This is a genomic window from Thalassotalea ganghwensis, assembly GCF_053485795.1.
Map to the genome: position 1 here is coordinate 90,887 of NZ_JBQRUM010000007.1, position 20,729 is coordinate 111,615.

The window sequence follows — 20,729 nt, forward strand, 5'->3', positions numbered from 1 at the left end:
AGCTAATATCAGGGCTTTTTCGTTGAAATATTACATAACTTATACCAATTGAATTAAAGATTTGATCATTCAGCGAGAATTACAAGGCTTAGAGGCAAGGCATTTATTGCAGATAATGGTTATACCCTTGTCAAAATCAATAACGATGCATATAAGCCTTTTAAACTCGCCCTTTGGGAGCTTGTCAAGAAAGTGATAACTTCACAAATTTCTTTGATGGAAGACTGCAAGGACGCACGAGTTAGAGCGACTCCGGAGACAAAGCCGAGAATGACTACAACGGTATCAATTTACTTTATTCTAACTTCCCTGACATTGATCTGAACTGGTTAACTATTTATTTCAATTGGTATTACTTAGAACTAACTTAGTTTTGTTTTAATAGCTTTTATTATCAGTTTCAACGTTAACCTAGCTTACAAACAGGCAAATAATAAAGGCTCCTTTCGGAGCCTTTATTATTTATGCCTTTATTCAAAGAGTTAATCAATATTTGTACAATCAGCGATTAACCCCCAAGGTGCAATGTTCCCAACATTCTGTAACGGTGGAGTAATGTCTTCATCTAATACATCCTCAGCGGCCACAGGTAGCGTGAAAACAGTTTGTGTAAAACTTTCTGTGCCACTAACTTTTCCTGAAACAATTAGTCTTATATCAACCCATTCAGCCATACTTTGTGGATAAATCATATCAATAATGATTTTGCCTTCTTGATCAGTTACCGCCTCAACTAAGGCTTGATCACCATCTTCAACACTGACAGTAGCGAGAGAAGATAAAACGTTACCCGGTGTAAGTTGGCCATCCCCATTGGTATCCTCATTTGGGTCCATAATACCGTCAATATTACTATCTTCATTTGGGCATGCATGCTTTGAAAAATAATCACTATACAAAAAGCCACTGGTATTAACGGGGTCTCTTCGCTCACCCACCGCTGCCCATTGCAAAAAAGCACCGCCTGCTTCATCTCTATAGATTGGTACCCATTGCCCTTTATAAAAGCGCTCAGGTACTGCAGAGATAGTTAACTCTTGGTCTGCAACTGGGTTAGAATCAATATCAGTAACAAAAGCAACAAATCGTTTAGTGTAAGTTGTTTCATGGCTTTCTTCGATGGTATTTCCGGTTCCAATAGCAATGAATAATTCTCGTTCGGCAACCGTTAATTCGACAACATCATTAACGCTTGGCGTTTCTCGCACGGTAGCGGTAATTTTTACCCCATTTTGCGCGGATACCGTCTTAGAGGTATAAACTGTAGAGGCACTACCATTACTATCTGTTACAGCGCTCGCTGGAAAAATTGAACCACCACTGGTATCTTCCAAGGAAAAATCAATCGCTTTATTTTTAACTAAATTACCATTAACATCTTTAACAACCACTGAAATCGTTGATGTTTGTTCACTAGGCCCTATCGACTTGGGTGAAGCTTGAGCAACGAGTCGGTGAGCAGTTTCAGCAACAAATTCAAATTCTAATTGATTACTTAACTCAATATTTCCATCTACCCCCGTAAAAGTCAAAATTGCCCTACCTGCATTAGCTGAGGTAATATGAGCCGTAACCTTTCCATCAACTGTCGTCGCATTATTTGCAACTAAGCTACCACGGGTCGTGGTAAAACTTACCGGTGTTCCATCAGCGACTGGCACACCAGAACGAAGCCACGTCAAAGTAACTTGTGCTGATTTAGATAAAAACACATCAGGAACCGCTGTTGACGTAGGGTTCACTATGTCACCACTATTGTTATTGAACTCGGTATACAAAAAAGAATCTGCTTGCACAGAAACTGCCTTGTTAAATTCTGCTCCTAAAGCACTAGCGATTATAGCATTGCTGCCCCCTGTATTCCCCGTAACCTGAAATCTAGCTTGGCCAGTAAAATCAGTCGTAACAGAAGCAGGAATTGTCACGTCAGCTACACCATTTGAATTGGGTTCACTTTGTAATGCCAAGGCAACAGTTTGTTCTGCAATACCATTACCGTCTGAATCAAGCACTTTGACAACAAAGTTATTTTCATCACCGATTGCAAGTGCAGATGAGCCATTAATCGTAATCGTTGTGCCGATCACCGCAATGTTTATTGAATCTTGTTGATTATCACTTTGAACAGTAACATTGACCACACGGTTTTCAGAGTTACCTTCCGTTTTCAATAAAGCGGTCGCTTTACCATCGGCTTCAGTAATCGTTTTAATCGTTTGAATGCTGCCTGAATTGGCTGAAAAAACAACTTCTGCTCCCTCTAATAAATTATTATTATTATCTTTAACAATTGCCGTTAAGTTAATTTCATCGGCACCACTTGAGGCAAGTTGCTGACTGTCAGCGAATAAGTCTATGGTCGCGACTTGTCGCACGCCACCTGTATTACCGTCTCCTGCACTATCAAAAGCTACTTCAAATGATAAAGTCTCGCCATCCACTGTTGTTGAAACAAAAATATTACCACCACCCGCTTTACTACCAGCGTGCAAGGTTACAGCCGCAATACCATCAGAGCCTGTGCTTTTAGCACCATTGGTTGGTTCAAAAAAAGCGAGCTCATCATCACTCAAGGTAAAGGTTACTAATTTTCCAACTACAGGAGCGTCTCCCCTCATCACTTTTGCAGTAATGCTTAATGGCTCAGCTTCTGATACAGCTTCGCCAGATAAGGTGACCTCTAGATACGGCACATCTGTCGAGCCATCATCGCCGTTACCATCGCCCCCCGTATTAAAACCACCATCTCCGCCACCACAACCAATAAAGGTTAGTAGTACCATGATAAAACTTAAGCGTCGAAGTAGCGCCATAAAAGCATCTCCCTGAATAAAATTTTTTATGCTGATTACCATCTTAACCGAAAAAAAACAAAAAGGTCACTATCAAATAAAAAAAAGCGTTACTCATTAGGTTTTTAATCAACAAAATAGCTGTTAATCTAACTATAGTTACACTCAATTATATTCATTAAAAAAACAATATGACAAATAAAAAACATGCAAGTCTTACCAAACGCATCGTCATTGGCATGATTGCTGGTATCCTCGTTGGTACATTATTACAGCAATTAATGCCTGAAGGTGGAGATTTTATCATTCCTCTAGGGCTATTCGACTTTTCTACTCGTGCATTTGTTGTTGATGGCGTCTTTGAAGTTATTGGCAAAATATTTGTTTCAAGTTTAAAAATGCTGGTAGTGCCTTTGGTGTTTGTATCGCTAATCTGCGGCACAACTTCGTTAAAAGACACCTCTAAACTTGGTCGAATTGGTGGCAAAGCTATTGGTCTTTATCTCGTCACCACAGCCATTGCAATAAGCTTTGCCATGGCGCTAGCCTACATTGTTAGCCCTGGTGAAGGGGTAAATATGGTAACAAGCACAAGTTTTACTGGCCGTGAGGCTCCGTCATTAGCAGAAGTGTTTATTCAAATGTTTCCAAGTAACCCCTTTGCTGCCTTTGCACAAGGCAATATGCTTCAGGTGATCGTTTTTGCACTGCTTTTTGGTATTGCTATAGCGCTTGCAGGTAAAGCCGGAGAGAGAATTGCTAGCGTTTTTGAAGATTTAAACACGGTGATTATGCGCCTAGTCACCATTTTAATGAATTTAGCGCCTTATGGAGTCTTTTGCTTATTAGCGAAATTATTTACTGACTTATCACTGAGTACCTTTGGTAACTTAATTAGTTACTTTTTAGTGGTTTTATTTGCGTTAATTTTACACGGCACGGTGACCTACTCAATATTACTTAAGGTCTTTACTCGCTTAAACCCTATCGTGTTTATGAAAAAAATGCGCGATGCAGTGTTATTTGCTTTTTCGACGGCAAGTAGCAACGCCACCATTCCAGTGACAATGGAAACGGTAACAAAGAAAATGGGCGCGAAAAACTCAATTGCTTCGTTTACGGTACCTTTAGGCGCAACAATTAATATGGATGGCACAGCTATCATGCAGGGTGTTGCGACAGTTTTTATCGCGCAAGTATTTAATGTTGATTTAACCATGACAGATTTACTGATGGTTGTACTTACGGCGACACTAGCCTCAATAGGCACGGCAGGAGTTCCTGGTGTTGGCTTGATAATGCTCGCCATGGTACTTGATCAAGTCGGGTTGCCAGTTGAAGGTATTGGCCTGATTATTGGTGTTGATAGGTTACTCGATATGACAAGAACCGCTGTCAATGTTACCGGCGATAGTATGGTAAGTATTATTGTTAGCAAATCAGAGCAACAATTCGATGAAAAAACTTTTTATGATGAGAACGCCGGACAAGCTATCGAAGAAATTGACTTTCATCATCTAGACAGCAAACAACCGTAGTTGATTAAAAGAGAATAAAAAGGGCTTAACGCAATGTTAAGCCCTTTTTATCATGCATTAGTTACTTCAAAACGATAATTCATCGACATTAATTTTTAATCAGCTAGGAAAAATACGATTATTTTGCCAAACTTTGCCGACAACTTTTTCAACCGTTAACGCTGCAGCTTTTGATAATTTTTCCGCTAACCCTTTTTTGATTTCATATTTAACTTCAACAACCTTTCTATCTTTACTGGCCCTATATAAATAATCATCACTTGTGGTGATCTCATCGACTAACCCCATTTCTTTTGCTTTAGTGCCAAACCAAGTTTCTCCAGTGGCCACTTTCGCAATATCTAACTCAGGGCGATGCTGTGCAACAAAGTCTTTGAACAACTGATGGGTATCTTCGATTTCTTGGGTAAACTTTTCTCGGCCTTTATCAGTATTTTCGCCAAACATTGTTAGAGTACGTTTAAACTCCCCTGCGGTTATCTGTTCAAACTCAATATCATTTTTCTTTAAAATTTTATTAAAGTTCGGAATTTGAGCAATAACACCAATCGAACCTAAAATGGCAAAAGGCGCTGCAATAATTTTATTAGCAACACATGCCATCATATAACCGCCACTAGCCGCTACTTTATCAACCGATACCGTTAAGGGAATATTCGCTTGACGAATACGATCAAGCTGCGACGATGCTAAGCCATAACCATGCACCATCCCTCCGCCGGTTTCTAAACGAACAACCACCTCGTCAGTCGCTTTAGCGACACTCAATATCGCACTTATTTCCTCTCGTAACGACGTAACTTCTTTAGCATCAATACTGCCTTTAAAGTTAACCACGAATACTCGATTTTCATCGCTTTCAACATTATCTTTAGCGTTCTTTTTATTAGCCTTTGCTTGCTCTTTCGCTTTTTGTTTGTCTTTTTTCTCTTTTTCTTTAAGCTGCTCTTTGGTTAACAAATGCTGAACGAGTTCTTCTTCTACCTCTTTAAACTGTTCTGATAAGTCATTAATTTCCAAATGCCCTTTTTGGCCTCCCTGCTTTACCGCAGCTGATGCCAAAATTGCAACAATTGCAGCAATTGCAACCACGAATGTGATCGCTTTAGCCAAAAATAGTCCGTATTCGTATAAAAATTCCAAAACATTGCTCCTAATTAGAAGGATTAAACTGCATTCAAGATGGGGGCATACTTGCATAAAAAAAGCCCTCGATAAAGAGGGCTTTAATATTTTATACAATATTTACAACATTATTGCTTTACTACGGCAGTATCATTCACTTGAATAACTTGTCCCATTGACGCCAAGAAACTGACAATCTGACTCTGCATTTCCTGCCATGTTCTAAAACTTAACTCTTGATCTGGAGAGCCCGTATCAGGTGCTGGACTTAATACAGAACCATGATGGCCGTAGATAAACCTTACGGCACCAGAACCTTGACTGGTTTCACTAACACTAGGTAAGTCAAGTAAGCTAATAATAGGCTCAGTGCCACCTAACGGTGTAAATGGCGCAGTATTAGTCACCACTTGATCGGGTAAATTATCCATACCGTTGCCCACGACTTCAGCCAAATACGTTGGTGTATTCGTTGCCGCTAGCATGTCAATATAACCAATCGGGTCACCCGAATCAGTCAAGGTTTGCGCAACAAAAGTAAACTGAGCAAATACGCCATCTAATTGCCCTTGTTGCTCAGGCGTTAAGCTTGCGTAAAAGCCTGTATACGCTTCATTAAGCTGCTCCTGAGTGTAACCATTCGGGTAAATAGTATCGATATATGCTTTGAAATCAGGTGAGCCACCGTAAGCTAAGTTAGACTTAGCTAGCAGTTCGAAAGCTGGCGACTCCATGGCAAAATTTGCAAACATCAAACCAGGAGCGGAATACGCTGCTGTTTTCACTTCAAACATTGGATCTATGGCTGGGTTTAACTCACTGTTCGCAAGACTTACCATATTCATGCCAAGGATTGACCCCCAAGAAATCCCCATAAAGTGAACTTCACCCGAGTTAACACCTAAATCCATTGGCTGACCACTGGTATCGGCAGCAGCCATGAAGTTTAAGCCAAGACGCAAACCTAACATATCAGCAGCACTTTGTTTTAGGTTATCTCTCACAGTTAATAAGCTTGCTAAGTTTATATAGTGTAGTGGTGTAATACCTGCATTTAAGTCATCGTTTCCATCACCATCATGGTCAAAACCTCTACTACCATGCATTGGAAAGTCTATCGCAGCGGTTGCAAAACCATTAAGTGAAAGCATACCCGTGATCATCAACATCGCCTCTTTATTAGAAGTAATACCGTGTTGTAAAATAACCAAAGGCCAACCGTTTTCTGGCATCGCTAACTCAGGCAAGCCAAGCGCTGCTCTGACAGCAGTTACCATTTGATAATCTGGCGTCGTCATTTGAACTTCAATTGGCATCATCGCAGTTTGCGCTGGGATAGGGTTAAACTTAGTTAAGTTTCTTTCGCTATCAATACCTAGGTCTCGTAAACCAGGTGCAGGCAATCCACTCGCCTGAGAAATCGCCATACAAGTAGCATCTGTTTCACTAATCGGCTCTGCTGGTATAGCACTCGGGTTGGTTGCCGCTAAACCTGCTAGCATGGCACCAGAATCACATAGTGCCTTCATCCAGCCAGATGTTGGTGCTGTAGGGTTTTCAGCCGAAGGCAATGGCATATAGTAAGGCAATGTAATTGAACCTTTTAAATAATTTGCCGTGCTATACATCGGAAGTAACTCTGCAGGTAATCTGGAGGCCAAAACATCTGCAACGGATAAACCAGTATCTTGTACTTGAACCACAGGAAATTGACCATTTTGCAGGTTGTTTGCCATTAATCCTTTTAAGCTAGTTAGCACATCGGTAGTCGACTGAGTCGTCATCGCAAATGAATAAATAATGCTTTCTTTTTCAACGCCAGCATCCTCTACAGCATTTTCGAAACTATTGATTAGAGCTTGCAGACCTTTTTGTGAGTCAGTTGCTAGCGGATTCGTAGTGATGTCTTGCTTAACCAATTCATAAGTTGAAGAACCAGCAATGGCTTTACCACTGCTGTCTTGCAACGTATCGGTTAACACCACAAGATAGGTAGTTTTGGGTTTTAAAGGCTTTAATGGAACGACAGCAATACTGTTACCCGACTTTTGCGTAACGAAGTCTTCAGTATACGTGAGTTCACCAACAACTTTACAAGCAAAACCACGGGTTACGCTGGCACAATTAGCATCTGAACTATCCCCGCCCATAATAGCTTCAAATACTCGCACTGAATTGGGGTTGAAAACGGAGTTGCCATCCAACTCACGGCCTTCAGGGAAGTCGATATCGAGGACAAATGGTTGAGCGATTGACCAGCCATCTAACGTACTTAAGGCAAAATAAGGGTCACTGCCATCAGCACCTTCAGCCACAGGCATGCTTAAGGTACCATCTTGTGTCCCTTGAAATAATAAATCGTTCGGTACAGACAATCTCGGCTCATCTGCAGCCGGATCAAATACCACTCTAGCAATTGGCGTTACCGTTGGCTCTGCCGTTGCTGCTTGCTCTTTTACATCACTGACAGTCTCGCTATCACAAGCAGTTAGCCCTAAACTACTCGCAATTACCAGACTAAGCACTAGCTTTTTCATCATATCTCCCCATTGATGTGACATTTCATCTTTATATTCTTCACTTTTTCGGCCTGATTAATTCTTTTTGACGTTATTTGTACTGTTTAATCAAACTTGTTAGACCAGTTAAACTTACCCCAAGAAAAGTGATTTCGCCACCTATTTTTTAAAGAAATTAATTTTTTGGCCACTTTAAAGAATTTGTACTCGTTTATCTGCGCTATGCAGAGTAAAATTAGCCATCTTTAAAAAACTTATTTAATAAAATATGTACGACTATTCAATTATAGACAACTGCCTAGACAACAAAGTAATCCTCGTAACTGGTGCTGGTGATGGTATTGGTAAAGCCGCTGCGTTAACTTACGCTAAACTAGGAGCTAGCGTAATTTTATTGGGTAAGACCGTCGCTAAACTTGAAGCGGTATACGATGAAATAGTCGCACAAGGCTCGCCAGAACCAGCGATTGTGCCATTAGATTTGAAAGGTGCAACTAAACAAAATTACCTAGATATGGTGTCGACGATTGTTGAACAATTTGGTCAATTAGATGGTGCTTTACTCAACGCATCAATGCTAGGTGAGCTTACTCCTTTTACACAAATTCATGAGCAAATTTGGCAAGATGTTTTACAAGTAAATACCACGTCGCAATTTTTACTCGCACAAGCTTTGATACCGGCTTTGAAAAAGGCGCCTCATGGCTCTTTGGTATTTACCTCTTCTGGCGTTGGTAATAAAGGAAGAGCATTTTGGGGTCCTTACAGTGTGTCCAAATTCGCTGTAGAAGGGATGATGCAAGTAATCGCTGATGAGTATGACAACACAACACTGAGAACCAATGCGATCAATCCTGGAGCGACAGCAACCAAAATGCGTGCAACCGCCTACCCTGGTGAGAATCAAGTGACACTGCCAACGCCAGAGCAAATTATGCCACTGTATGTTTACTTGATGAGTGATGATAGTATCGCTACTAACGGGCAAGTGATTAACGCACAGTAGTTTACTTCTCTTAAAACTAAAAAGCCGACGTAACGTCGGCTTTTTGCTTTATGAACATCAGTAAATTTCAGTTACCTTAATTCTCTACGTAATATTTTACCTACATTGGTCTTAGGTAACTCGTCTCTAAACTCTATATCCTTGGGTACTTTATAGTTAGTAAGCCCCTGACGACAGTGCGCGATAATTTCTTCTTTGCTTGGCTTAGGCTCTTTCGCAACAACAAACAACTTTACTACTTCGCCAGTTGCATCACTTGGTACGCCTATCGCTGCGGCCTCAATAATACTTGGATGACTGACCGCTACTTCTTCAATTTCATTTGGGAAAACGTTAAATCCAGAAACAATGATCATATCTTTTTTACGATCAACTATCTTAAAAAAGCCATTCTCATCCATCGTCGCGATATCCCCTGTCGCTAACCAACCGTCCTTTAAAATCTCATTGGTTGCTTCTTCACGGTTATAATAACCTGCCATAACTTGAGGACCTTTTACCCACATTTCACCTGCCTCTCCTTGAGCCACGTCTTGGCCATTTTCATCAACAATACGAATATCAGTTGATGACGCAGGTAAGCCGATACTGCCACTGTAATGCTGCTGATTGTAAGGGCAAAGTGTTACTAATGGAGCACACTCAGTTAAACCGTAGCCCTCAAGTAAACGAGTTTTAGTCACTTGCTCCCATCGCTCTGCAACAGGGCGTTGAACCGCCATTCCACCACCAAGAGACACTTTTAATGATGAAAAATCGAGTTCCGAAAAGCCTGGAGTATTAAGCAAGCCGTTAAATAACGTGTTAACGCCAGTAATTGCGGTAAATTTATATTTTGATAGCTCTTTTACAAAACCCGGCATATCTCTTGGATTGGTTATTAAAAGATTAGAACCACCTAAGGTAATAAAGGTCAAGCAGTTGGCCGTTAGCGCGAAGATATGATAGAGCGGTAACGCGGTTACAACAAGCTCCTTACCTTCCTCTAATTGGGGTTTAATTGCAGCTTTTGCTTGCTGTAAATTAGCCACCATATTGCGGTGAGTGAGCATTGCCCCTTTTGAAACCCCAGTCGTACCACCGGTATACTGCAAAAATGCTAAATCATCACCTTTTAGTAACACTGGCGTATAAGGTAAGGTTTTGCCTTTGGATAAAACATCGTTAAAGCGCGTGGTAGTTTTTAACGAAAACTTTGGCACCATTTTTTTAATATGCTTAACGACAAAGTTAACAAGTTGTGCTTTAGGGAAGCCTAATCTATCACCTAGAGAGGTTAAAACAACATGCTCAACTGGCGTTTTGTCGATAACTTCTTGTAAGGTATGCGCGAAGTTTTCAATGATCAACATCGCTTTCGCACCTGAGTCTTTTAACTGATGCTCTAATTCTCGTGCAGTATAGAGAGGGTTGACATTTACTACGGTTAAACCTGCTAGCAAAGCCCCAAATAACGCGATAGGGTATTGCAAGCAATTCGGTACCATTATGGCAAATTTGTCGCCTTTAACTAAACCAAATTCTTGCTGTAAATAAGCCGCAAACGCTTTAGCTTGTTGTTCTAGTTCTGAATACGTTATTTCAGCACCCATGTTAATAAAGGCTGGACGATCAGCATAAATCCCAACGTACTTATTAAACATTTCCACGATAGAGGAATACTTATCAGGATCAATTTCAAACGGGACCCCTGGTGGATAACTTTTTTCCAGCCAAATTTTTTGCACTTTATTATTCTCCTCTAGACTCAACTGTTATCGCGCTCTTTTTTGTTTTCATTCTTCAATTACATCGACAGCGATGCATTAACGCGACAATTAAAACAGACGTTTGAATTGGGATTTTTACTTTAATACTGGTCTAATGTCTATTACTTTTCAGATAATTTTAACATCCTGTTTAATTATTACACGGATTTGTACGAATGAAAGTCGAAATTTCTGTCGCTGTTTGTTCAGGTTGTTCCATATGAATATGATGGCCACCTGATAGTTTTTTTAAAACGATATTTTTAAATAACGGGCCAAATTCATTGATACCTGTGGTCACCATTTCTAATCCCTTATCACCATAAATTAACTGAACTGGCATTTTTAGATCAGCAATAAACTGCTTGGCTTGTGCTAAGGTTAATCGATATGGCGATGTCATTCTCAAGCGCGGATCAGCGCTCCACGTAAAACCATCATCTGTTTTAATAACACCTCGCTTAACAATAAGCGCTGCATTTTCTTTTGTTAAATCAGAAACCGCCATTCGAGCTTCTACAGCTGAAGCAATAGAGGGGTGTAATCGCTTTCTTTTCGACGCACTTGATAAACGGCTGAGCATCCCCTCTCTTAATTGCCTTGTGGTTTGCTCTTCTTTTCCACTAATAAAGCCTATCGAGTCAAGTAATGTGAGTGAGCGTATGTTTTCTGGAAAGGCGGCAGCAAATGCCGTTGCGATCATTCCCCCCATTGAGTGACCAACAATATCGATATTTCGCCAGCCATTTAATTCAAAGAGCTTAACCAAATCATAGACATAATCGATAAAGTGATAATGGGCATCAATACTGCGATGTGAAGAAAAGCCATGGCCTGGCCAATCAATGGCAATCACTCGATAATCGGTGAGATAGTCGGCTAAAGGCACAAAGCTCGCTGCGTTGTCTAGCCACCCATGTAAGCATAACAAAAGGGGGGCTTGCTCGTCGCCCCATGCAATACCGCGTAATGTTTGATCTCCAAGCTGGTAGCTCACCTCTTCAGTTAAATTCACCTAGCGGACTGCCTTACTTTTGCTGTTATTGACTTTCTGACCTGACGAGCTTGCCCCTCTTGGTTTTGCTTTTTTATGAATGATGACAGGTCGATGATAGTATGGACGATAAGGATCCCAATATCTATTTGGATGCCAAAATCCCGAGTGCCAAATGTTGACATCCACTTGCTTAACGTCTTTCCACAAGTGCACGTAATCAGCTTTCAGCACGGGGTATTGATATTCATGTTCGCCAATCTTCCCCATTTCTAAGGGTGATAGTGTGCCAACAGCAGTGATCGAGCGACCTTTTTGATAGATCATCGGATCAAGCAACCCTTGATAGTACACCTTAAACCGACCCAAGGTTTGATCTTGTTGTTTGGGCTTTGCCGATCGTGTTAGTGGAAAATGAACCACTTCTAAAATCGTACTTTTTGCCTGATTAGAAACATTAGCTATGACACCGCCCCAACGAGCAGCTTGGCCATTTACTTGCTCAGGCGCTTGCCTAACATTTTCATAAGTAGTGAGCGGCGTTGACTTACTCATTTTTAACGGCTCAGGTATGCTAGTACAGGCACTTGTCAGCATGAATAGTGCTGAACAAATCGAAATTTTTTTAATCATGTAAATTAACCTTTAAAAAGACATATGAATGAAATAAACAGGTGAAAATCTAATTTTGCGCTTTATGATTTAACTTACTCAAGCCTACTATGCCAAAAAACGCTAACAGACACCAAATACAAACCCATATTATTTCAGGTATAAAGGTTAACTCTGCTAACGCACTGCCATCGCCAATATGTCGACCGTCGATTAAATACCACGGACTTTTCAAGCTATTGAGCACCACAGTTAGTGCGGTCAGCTGCAATAACATAGTGAGATAGGTGGCATGGACAAATCGAAATTTAAGCACAACCAGTGCTATTAAGCTGCTGATAATCAATGCCGTTAGCAGATCTCTTACCCAAAAAATTATCGAGCTAAGCAAAAGCAAAATCAATAAAACGAGAAAAGCTTTTGCTAACTGTTGATGACGCGATACCACAAAGTAAAACATACATCCCCACAATGTTGCGCCAGCATAACCGGAAAAGCTTATCAAAAATCGACTACCACCACGCGTTGTGCATAAACCAGCGCCATTGGTAAATAATTCAATTTTTATAATTTGACCGCCAGTGGCTATCGCAGCCAAGCCATGGCTTATTTCATGAAAATAGCTTTCCAACCATTTAAACGGAATGGATATAATCGGTATCTGCAAAATTGCGATGGCTGCAATAACCAGGAGGAAAAAACGAGCGTAGTGCTTAAAAAAGGAAGTTTGTTGGCTATTCAAAATAAACTACGCGTATAGATCGACACCGAACGTCTGAGTAATGGCTTCTCGCTGAGCTAAATTATCAACCGATTGATAACGAGCAACCGCTGAGAGGTTCTGTTGGTTTGGTTGATCATACTCACGATAAATGTTGCCTTCAGACGCTCGATTAGCATTTTGTTGCTGGTATTGTGCAACTTGTTGTAACGACTGTTGATCAGCGTCAAAGCGTTGTTTGTTTACCGAGTTTTGTTCTTGTTGCTGCGCTTGTGTTTGAGCACGCTGACGCCCAGCATCGGTTTGATTATTAACCTGCTGTAAACTCGTACTGAGTGGCGTAAATGATGAAGAACGATTTATTTCCATAACGTAAACTTATCAAAAAATCACTAAACTACAAAGTTTTTACCAAAAGTTTTATTGGTTAGTACTGTTTTACTCTCGCCCAGGGAGTTTTTTCCAGGATACCGTATCACGCACATAAACTGGCTGCGCCTGCTCTGCACTCAACGCTTTGCCTTCTTTAAAGCCAACGATACCAATATCGAGCATCGTTTGTGCATCTGGGTATAAGATCTCTACCTCTTGCTGATTGGCTCTCAAGGCGTTAAGTTCATTTGGGTACGCATCCCAGCCTGTGCCAACACCATAGCTAGGTAAATTTTGTGATTGAAAATATTGAGCCAATTCTTTAGGTGGTAAAACGGCTTCAGGTTGCTGAGCTTGCATTATCCCCTGCTCGTTTAGACGGTAAAAACCGGTATAAACTTCAGACATTCTCGCATCAATCGCTGCAATCACTTCATCTACCCCATATTGCTGGTAAGCTTGTTGCGCCATTGCTTGCATTGTTGATACCCCTACAACAGGTAAATTGCCTGCAAATGCCAACCCTTGCACAACACCTATGCCGATTCGAACACCAGTAAAACTTCCTGGACCTTGGCCATAAATGATACCATCGAGATCAGTTAATTTAATACCGGCTTGATTGAGTACCTCATCAACCATAGGCAAAATGCGAGTTGAGTGAGATTGTGGGCATAATTCAAATTGATTGAATAATTTTTCTTGAAAACTAAGCGCTACAGAACAAGCTTCAGTTGACGCATCAATTGCTAAATAATTCAATTTCTTCTCTCTAATAGGGTTATACAACCATTGCTGGACTAATCTTGATGCAACGAACGCAAGAACTCACTGGCTTTTGCGATATCTCGACTTCGTCGCATATCAGGTAAACTCTTTAAAAATACTTCGCCGTAGGGTTTATTTACCAAACGATCATCGCATATTACCAAAATTCCTTGATCTGAGGTATCACGAATTAAACGTCCTACGCCTTGCTTTAATGCAATAACAGCCTTAGGGAGTTGAATTTCCGCGAAAGGATCACCGCCTTGGCGTCTAACATCCTCACTTCTCGCTTGCAGCATCGGATCGTCTGGTGAAGCAAAAGGCAACTTATCAATAATAACACAAGTCAGTTTGTCGCCTCGAACGTCGACTCCTTCCCAAAAGCTGGCGGTAGCCATGAGTACAGCAGCTTCATTACTGATAAACTCATCAAGAATTAACCTTTTGCTCATTTGCCCTTGAACAAGCAAAGGGTTTTCAATTTCAGCTTCAAGGTACTCTGCGACTTGGTTCAACATGCGATAACTCGTAAATAGTAAAAAACAGTTACCATGCGAGGCGTTGATTAAAGGAACGGCAAGTTCTGCCAATGCCTTCGCTCTATTCTTGTCATTGGCATCGGGTAAATAGCGTGGTACCACAAGTTGCGATTGTGATAAATAATCAAAAGGACTTTCCACTAACAATGTCGTCGCGTTACTTAACCCTAACTGCTGAGAAAAATGTTGAAAGCCCTCATTCACAGCTAATGTTGCCGAAGTAAACACCCAGCCAGCATTAGAATCATTGATATAACGGCTAAACTTTTCAGCAATGGTTAACGGTGTTATGTGCAAAACCACGTGCCGGCGGGTTGTTTCATACCAAAAACTAATCCCATTAACATCGACGTTAGCCATAACATCGTATTGTGAGAGCAGAGACACCGCTCGTTCAAAACAATTATCAATGGCTTCATTGCGTGAAACGCATAGTTTTAGTACCTGATAGAGAAAATCGATATCGACTTTCAACGATGAGAAAGCTTGTGAAAAACGTCGATTCTCCATTTTCGTACGCCAGTTACCGCGTTCGGGCTCATGAGCAAACAATAATCTAAATTCCATCGCTGCCTTACGCAATTTCTCTGCAGCTTTTTCAAGCTGTTTCACATCAGTTAATTCCGTATGATATTGCTGGAGTACATCAGCGCATAAATCAAGAATTTGACGAGTAGAAAATGCTTCACCAAAGTACTCACTCGCAATATCTGGAATTTGATGCGCTTCATCAAAAATCACCACGTCAGCTTGAGGGATTAATTCACCAAACCCAGTATCTTTTAACGCCATATCGGCAAAAAACAAATGATGATTAACAACAACAATGTCAGCATCTATCGCCTTTTTTCGCGCTTTAATAAGAAAACAGTCTTCGATATTCGGACAATCCTTGGCAAGACAATTATCGACAGTACTGGTGACAAAAGGGAAAATAGGCGAGTCTTCAGCCACTTTATCAAGCTCTCCGATATCTCCACTGACCGTATGGCTCGCCCATGAGCGAATATTGACAAAATCTGCTAACATTCCAGCATCTAGCTGTCCTCTTTCCCTTGCATATAGATCAAGTCGGTATAAACACAAGTAATTAGCCCGACCTTTAAGCAAAGCCACCTGCAAATTAGATGCTAGTGCTTTGCGTATCAAGGGGATATCTTTATGGAAAAGTTGCTCTTGAAGATTTTTCGTTCCTGTAGAGACAATCACTTTTTTTTCTGACAGCAAAGACGGGATCAAATAAGCGAAGGTTTTGCCCGTTCCCGTTCCGGCTTCAACAATCAAGCTCGATTGACGTTCAATCGCTAATTCAACTTCCACCGCCATATCTATTTGCGCCTGTCTAGGCGCATAGCCATCGAGCACTTGGGCGAGAATACCTTGATGAGAAAATGCGAGTTCGGTTGGTGTCATTAAAGAATAGAGTTAAATATTAAGGGCACCATTATAAGGACTGCGCCAGAAAAGAAAACTCATCAATACGATAAAACCGTTGTTGAATACGATGATGATGGGGAAAGTTATGCATCACTAACCGGTGCTTTAAGTTGAATTACTTTTATATGAATAAGCCTTAACTTGAGCTGTCAGATGCGATGATTAGAACTAGATAAAACCTGACCGTCGCATAAGTGCCAATAGCGGACGGTTATTAAGCGCAATGCCCTTGAGTCGTTGAAAACCCTTTCAACGACTTTTTTAAATATATTTATCAATTAAAACCTTTTGTTCAAAACTAAAGTTGAGGGTTCATTTTCAATATTAAAACGAACCATCTATGTTTATAGCTCACAAGACGCAATAATTTATATTAGAACTAATTTTCAGGTTCCGCGTAAACTTGAGCGTGGCAAGCTAGGTTTGTACCGTCAGATTGAGGAAATACATCAGTCGATGAACCATTCACTATACCAGTATTTATATCTATTATTACTTCCATCGACCATTCATTGCCTGATACAACTATAGCCCCCGTATTAGGCGTATAATTATAGCCACTATAACTTCCGTCGATACCAATTATCTCAAAAAAGCATAAATCATTTATGCACATATTCGGATACAAATTCCATACTTCAGTATATGTTTCAGCTTCATCATCACATCTATCGTCATTACCTGAACTCGGAGTTTCAGTGACAATTAAATTAAAACTAATTTCGTCGGCAAGCTGTTCCTCAATGACAGTTTCAAAACTTAGTTCCTTACTGCTACCGTCATAGGTAAGGGTTACAGTAATACTATGAATTCCTAGACTTAAATTATCGATAGCCAATAAGCTACCTTGGCCTATGTCGCCATCTAAGCTTGAGTGCCAGCTAATATAGCTATCATCAGCAGTAGCGCCATCTATTAAAGCGGTAACGGCAAATTCCACTGTGTTACCTTGGACATAAGTACCAGCACCTGATTTTAATTCGAGATCGAGTTCATGTACTAACTGAGTTATCGTAATTGTCACTGATTTTTCTGTAACAACATCTCCAATAGTTAGTGCTACTGTTATAATATGCTCTCCTTCGCTAAGCCAATCTACAACAAGCAAACTCCCTGTACCAATCTGACCATCAATGCTAGAACGCCAGCTAATAAGCTGTTCATCAGCCAGTTCACCATTGACTTCAGCTAATGCTACTAAATTAACGTTTTCACCCTTTTGATAAGAACCAGTTTCTACCCCCAATTGTAACGATAATTCTATATCACTATTTGAAATAATAATGTTTTTAAAATCATCGCCTTCTTGACCAATGGAGTCTTTTGCCTTCAAGGTTAAATAGTGAGTTTGTCTGCCCATGTACACATCATTACCAGGACAAGGGAAATTAATTTGAATGTACTCATCAATAGCAATATCCATAACTGCACCAGTATTACTAACTGACCAATCGAAAATACTGCTATCTAAGACTCCATCTTCGGCATCTATTGCAGAGCCTCTAAAGGTTAATGGAAGCTCACTGCATAAAAATAATGTTTTTGTAGGTTCATCTATGGTTACTTCAGGTATTAAATTACCAACTTCAATCAACATTGAATCACTGTTGCTTTTACCTGTTGAATCTGTCACTACAACTTCTATCGTATATTTACCGTCATACTCATGTTGATAACTAATTCGTTCCCCTCGTCCAATTTCTTCACCATCCCAATACCACACTATTTGCTCTGTAGTAATATCTTCATCAGCATCTTTTACCCAAGCAATAAAATTAATATCAACTTTTCTGGGATATTTATTTTCAATCTTCTCTTTCTGAATATTTACTACAGGGGGGTATCCTTGAAAGTTCGCTCTTTGTTCTTCTAATACACGTTTTAGTTCAGCTATGCGGTCTTTATCGTCTTGTATTTCATCATAAATATTCTTGAGAGTAGCCAAGTTTTTGGCTGTACCAACCATAACGTCGAGACAATCATTTAGTTTATCCCAGACATAAACGTCAGTAGCGCATTTTGAAGCGCTTAAGGCTAGCAAAATTGCTTGCTGATGATCTTCACTAAGGCCGGATGCTTTAAGAGACATCTTGTACGCAGTATCTATAAAGCTAGTTTTTAGATCGTTTTGCGTATAGGACAATATTCCACCAGTCTTACCTAAAATATGCGATTGGGCCACTAAGTCGATGTCAATCGCAGATTTCACCAGTTTTATGCTTGTAACTGCTTGCTCCAATTTCTTTACTACTTCATCATTTGAATTGTTATTTCTAGAGCTAAGTTGCTTATTTTTAGATAAATGGGTTTCTTTATATCTAATATCATTTGCCCTACTGTCGCTTATAACGCTACTATCAGGAGCTATAGACAATAACAACTGCTGAGCTGCAGTTGGCAATTCAATACGTTTTACTTGCTCAGCTTCACCTTCACTATAAATCACCATGTCTACAGTAGTAGTTGTAAAATTATCAAAAACAACCCGCGTACCATCATCTGTATATAGCCCTTGAGGTAAACCGTCTAATCCAATAGAAACGGCTAAAATTTCATCATCTTCTTTATCATCAAAGTTAACAGAATATAGAATACGGTACTTCTCTTGTTGGCTAGGATCTCCGTCAAGCACTGTTAATAAAGAGCCTGAGCCATCATATAAAATGGATGGTTCAGGCTCACCTATCGGAGTAAAAGCAACCAATGACGAAAACTCAGCTTCAAGAGTGGTTGTTAAAAGTTGGTCAAACTTTATTTGAGCCTCAGATGAAGATAACCAACTGTCGGCACATTCGTTAAGGTTTAACAAATCATTTAGTTCAGTTTCGTTAATCAAATTACTTTCATTAGTACGAAAGTTAAAACTGATCTCTTCTGCTATAGAAATTATTGATTCGTTAAGTTGAATACCATTACTAATTTGACAGTCGTTATCTAATGAGAATAAGAACGTATTTAAGTTTATTACGCTAAAATTGTCTGCTGAGGTAACATGTGGCATTAATTCCAAAGCGGTAATTAATGTATTTGGAGTCGCTAGCCCTAATTCAATCCCGCCTAATGTAAAATGTATTGACCCAATCAGATCTAACTCTGTGTAAATAAAGTTCCCTGTAGAATCTATTTCGCCAGCAGTTAAAGCTCCCTGATACTTGATACCACTTTCGGGCATGCCAATAATTTTTCCGATTGATGTTGGGTAAACCACTATACTCACCTCTGAACTGGCAGTGGCTCCGTCATTGTCTGTAACTGTTAAACTAAAAACTAATTCTGATTTAACAGATACATCTGGCGTGTTGAAGGTTAATTCACTTTGGGAACTATCAAAACTAACCCCTTGGCCACTTGTCTGCTGCCACTCAAAATTATCAATAGTCCCGTCGCTATCATCAACTTGAGGTACGATGGTTACACTTTGCTCTGACGCGACTTCAACACTACTTATTGAAGCGATATTTGGCGGGATATTTACAGGGGTGATTGGTCCATTATCGTCACTTTCATCTCCACCACCGCATGCAGATATATTCAGAACGAAACACACGGTTAGTATTGTGCGAACTAATTTGTCCATAGTGGGCATCCATTTTGTATTATTTATATTAAATAATAAAAGTAGTAAAGGTTAAAAAAAAATCAAATTTCCAATGATTTAGGTAGCTTATAACTACTCAGTTTGATAGTAATGCCCTGTAACGATTTAATATGGCCTTGTATGTTTTCACCAGTTAACACTGAAAAGAGCGACCGTCCGTTATTCGCTCATATCTACCTGTCAAAAGGAGTTCCACCTATTTAGCAAAAGTCTATGATCAAATGTGAGTTACTACATTTTATACAAATATGTCGAAATGCTTTATGTCATCATCGTCATTTTCTTCAGATTTATCTTTTGGATGAAGTATTTCATCTTTATGAATGATCACATCTTCAGACGGTTCAATAACATTTTCTGAAGAAGTTATATCTTTGTCACCTTCTTGGTGTTGCTTTTGTTTTTGCTGTTGCTGCTTAGTGTGTTGATCGGTGTTATCTTTCAGAAAATAATAGCGATCATGTTCTTCTAAATGATTAACATCTTCCGACAATGGCTTTATTCTTGGCTCTTTTGCCAACGCCTTAACCCTTAAACCTTTCGGTTCAAGCTTCGCAGTCACGACTTTAGTTAACGCTGTTGTGAATATATCCACCATTACTCCCTATTTAAGCAACACAGTTAAAAGATAGCTTACGCTTTTACGTTCTCTAATGAATGTATCGGCACAGATATAATATTTATTATAGTGTTAGATGATTTATTCATAAAATGTTCACATTTTGGGGTTGCTTACGATAAAAATAATCAGTATTGTATACAAAGATTAAAAATCAATCACAACGTCGTGATTAGATAGTTTATTTATTTTAGTAACGTTACATACATTTAAGAGAAACTTATGACATTTAACCTCAGCACTATCCATCATCATCACCATCATACGGATTAGCCGCTCAGGTTTGTTCGCTGAGGGGCTATGGACCTTTCAGCGGTAAGTAGAGTTAAACAATTTTCTAA

General features: G+C 39.9%; 14 protein-coding genes. 2 read left to right on the forward strand and 12 right to left on the reverse strand.

The window, feature by feature from the left end:
* Positions 1 to 482 precede the first annotated feature (482 nt).
* Positions 483 to 2,813, reverse strand: coding sequence for an Ig-like domain-containing protein (locus ACSLUH_RS09110; protein ID WP_448566184.1), 2,331 nt, complete (start codon positions 2,811 to 2,813; stop codon positions 483 to 485).
* 170 nt (positions 2,814 to 2,983) lie between these two features.
* Between ACSLUH_RS09110 and ACSLUH_RS09115 the strand changes: the two genes are divergently transcribed.
* Positions 2,984 to 4,330, forward strand: coding sequence for a dicarboxylate/amino acid:cation symporter (locus tag ACSLUH_RS09115; protein ID WP_448566186.1), 1,347 nt, complete (start codon positions 2,984 to 2,986; stop codon positions 4,328 to 4,330).
* 99 nt (positions 4,331 to 4,429) lie between these two features.
* Here the strand turns inward: ACSLUH_RS09115 and sohB are convergent, their stop codons facing one another.
* Entirely contained in the window at positions 4,430 to 5,473 is a 1,044-nt protein-coding gene (gene sohB / locus ACSLUH_RS09120) for a protease SohB (protein WP_448566188.1), read from the reverse strand.
* Between the two features lie 110 nt (positions 5,474 to 5,583).
* Positions 5,584 to 7,995, reverse strand: a complete 2,412-nt coding sequence (locus tag ACSLUH_RS09125) for a VolA/Pla-1 family phospholipase (protein WP_448566190.1) — start codon at positions 7,993 to 7,995, stop codon at positions 5,584 to 5,586.
* A gap of 247 nt (positions 7,996 to 8,242) precedes the next feature.
* On the opposite strand from ACSLUH_RS09125, the gene ACSLUH_RS09130 reads away from it, so the two are divergent.
* On the forward strand, positions 8,243 to 8,980 hold the full coding sequence (locus ACSLUH_RS09130) for a YciK family oxidoreductase (protein WP_448566192.1): 738 nt from the start codon (positions 8,243 to 8,245) through the stop codon (positions 8,978 to 8,980).
* A gap of 71 nt (positions 8,981 to 9,051) precedes the next feature.
* Here the strand turns inward: ACSLUH_RS09130 and fadD are convergent, their stop codons facing one another.
* From fadD to ACSLUH_RS09175, 9 genes are all read right to left on the reverse strand, one after another.
* Positions 9,052 to 10,707, reverse strand: coding sequence for a long-chain-fatty-acid--CoA ligase FadD (fadD, locus tag ACSLUH_RS09135; RefSeq protein WP_448566194.1), 1,656 nt, complete (start codon positions 10,705 to 10,707; stop codon positions 9,052 to 9,054).
* Between the two features lie 172 nt (positions 10,708 to 10,879).
* Positions 10,880 to 11,743: an alpha/beta fold hydrolase gene (locus ACSLUH_RS09140; protein WP_448566196.1), complete on the reverse strand. Its 864-nt coding sequence runs from the start codon at positions 11,741 to 11,743 to the stop codon at positions 10,880 to 10,882.
* Positions 11,744 to 12,355: a Slp family lipoprotein gene (locus tag ACSLUH_RS09145; protein WP_448566198.1), complete on the reverse strand. Its 612-nt coding sequence runs from the start codon at positions 12,353 to 12,355 to the stop codon at positions 11,744 to 11,746.
* A gap of 49 nt (positions 12,356 to 12,404) precedes the next feature.
* The gene (locus ACSLUH_RS09150) at positions 12,405 to 13,076 is read right to left on the reverse strand and encodes a M50 family metallopeptidase (RefSeq protein WP_448566200.1); all 672 of its coding nucleotides are present in this window, start codon (positions 13,074 to 13,076) and stop codon (positions 12,405 to 12,407) included.
* 6 nt (positions 13,077 to 13,082) lie between these two features.
* A complete protein-coding gene (locus ACSLUH_RS09155; protein ID WP_448566202.1) occupies positions 13,083 to 13,424 on the reverse strand; it encodes a hypothetical protein in 342 nt (113 codons plus the stop codon).
* Positions 13,425 to 13,493: 69 nt separating this feature from the next.
* On the reverse strand, positions 13,494 to 14,189 hold the full coding sequence (tsaB, locus tag ACSLUH_RS09160) for a tRNA (adenosine(37)-N6)-threonylcarbamoyltransferase complex dimerization subunit type 1 TsaB (protein WP_448566204.1): 696 nt from the start codon (positions 14,187 to 14,189) through the stop codon (positions 13,494 to 13,496).
* A gap of 38 nt (positions 14,190 to 14,227) precedes the next feature.
* Positions 14,228 to 16,147, reverse strand: coding sequence for a DNA repair helicase YoaA (gene yoaA / locus ACSLUH_RS09165; protein WP_448566206.1), 1,920 nt, complete (start codon positions 16,145 to 16,147; stop codon positions 14,228 to 14,230).
* A 403-nt stretch (positions 16,148 to 16,550) separates the two neighbouring features.
* Positions 16,551 to 19,748, reverse strand: coding sequence for a PKD domain-containing protein (locus tag ACSLUH_RS09170; RefSeq protein WP_448566208.1), 3,198 nt, complete (start codon positions 19,746 to 19,748; stop codon positions 16,551 to 16,553).
* Positions 19,749 to 20,007: 259 nt separating this feature from the next.
* Positions 20,008 to 20,367: a hypothetical protein gene (locus ACSLUH_RS09175; RefSeq protein WP_448566210.1), complete on the reverse strand. Its 360-nt coding sequence runs from the start codon at positions 20,365 to 20,367 to the stop codon at positions 20,008 to 20,010.
* Positions 20,368 to 20,729 lie beyond the last annotated feature (362 nt).

Coding starts and splice junctions, on each gene's coding strand:
- ACSLUH_RS09125 (WP_448566190.1), bottom strand. CDS start 7,995: ATGATGAAAAAGCTAGTGCTTAGTCTGGTAATTGCGAGTAGTTTAGGG.
- ACSLUH_RS09170 (WP_448566208.1), bottom strand. CDS start 19,748: ATGGACAAATTAGTTCGCACAATACTAACCGTGTGTTTCGTTCTGAAT.
- ACSLUH_RS09130 (WP_448566192.1), top strand. CDS start 8,243: ATGTACGACTATTCAATTATAGACAACTGCCTAGACAACAAAGTAATC.
- ACSLUH_RS09110 (WP_448566184.1), bottom strand. CDS start 2,813: ATGGCGCTACTTCGACGCTTAAGTTTTATCATGGTACTACTAACCTTT.
- ACSLUH_RS09115 (WP_448566186.1), top strand. CDS start 2,984: ATGACAAATAAAAAACATGCAAGTCTTACCAAACGCATCGTCATTGGC.
- ACSLUH_RS09175 (WP_448566210.1), bottom strand. CDS start 20,367: ATGGTGGATATATTCACAACAGCGTTAACTAAAGTCGTGACTGCGAAG.
- ACSLUH_RS09145 (WP_448566198.1), bottom strand. CDS start 12,355: ATGATTAAAAAAATTTCGATTTGTTCAGCACTATTCATGCTGACAAGT.
- ACSLUH_RS09155 (WP_448566202.1), bottom strand. CDS start 13,424: ATGGAAATAAATCGTTCTTCATCATTTACGCCACTCAGTACGAGTTTA.
- yoaA (WP_448566206.1), bottom strand. CDS start 16,147: ATGACACCAACCGAACTCGCATTTTCTCATCAAGGTATTCTCGCCCAA.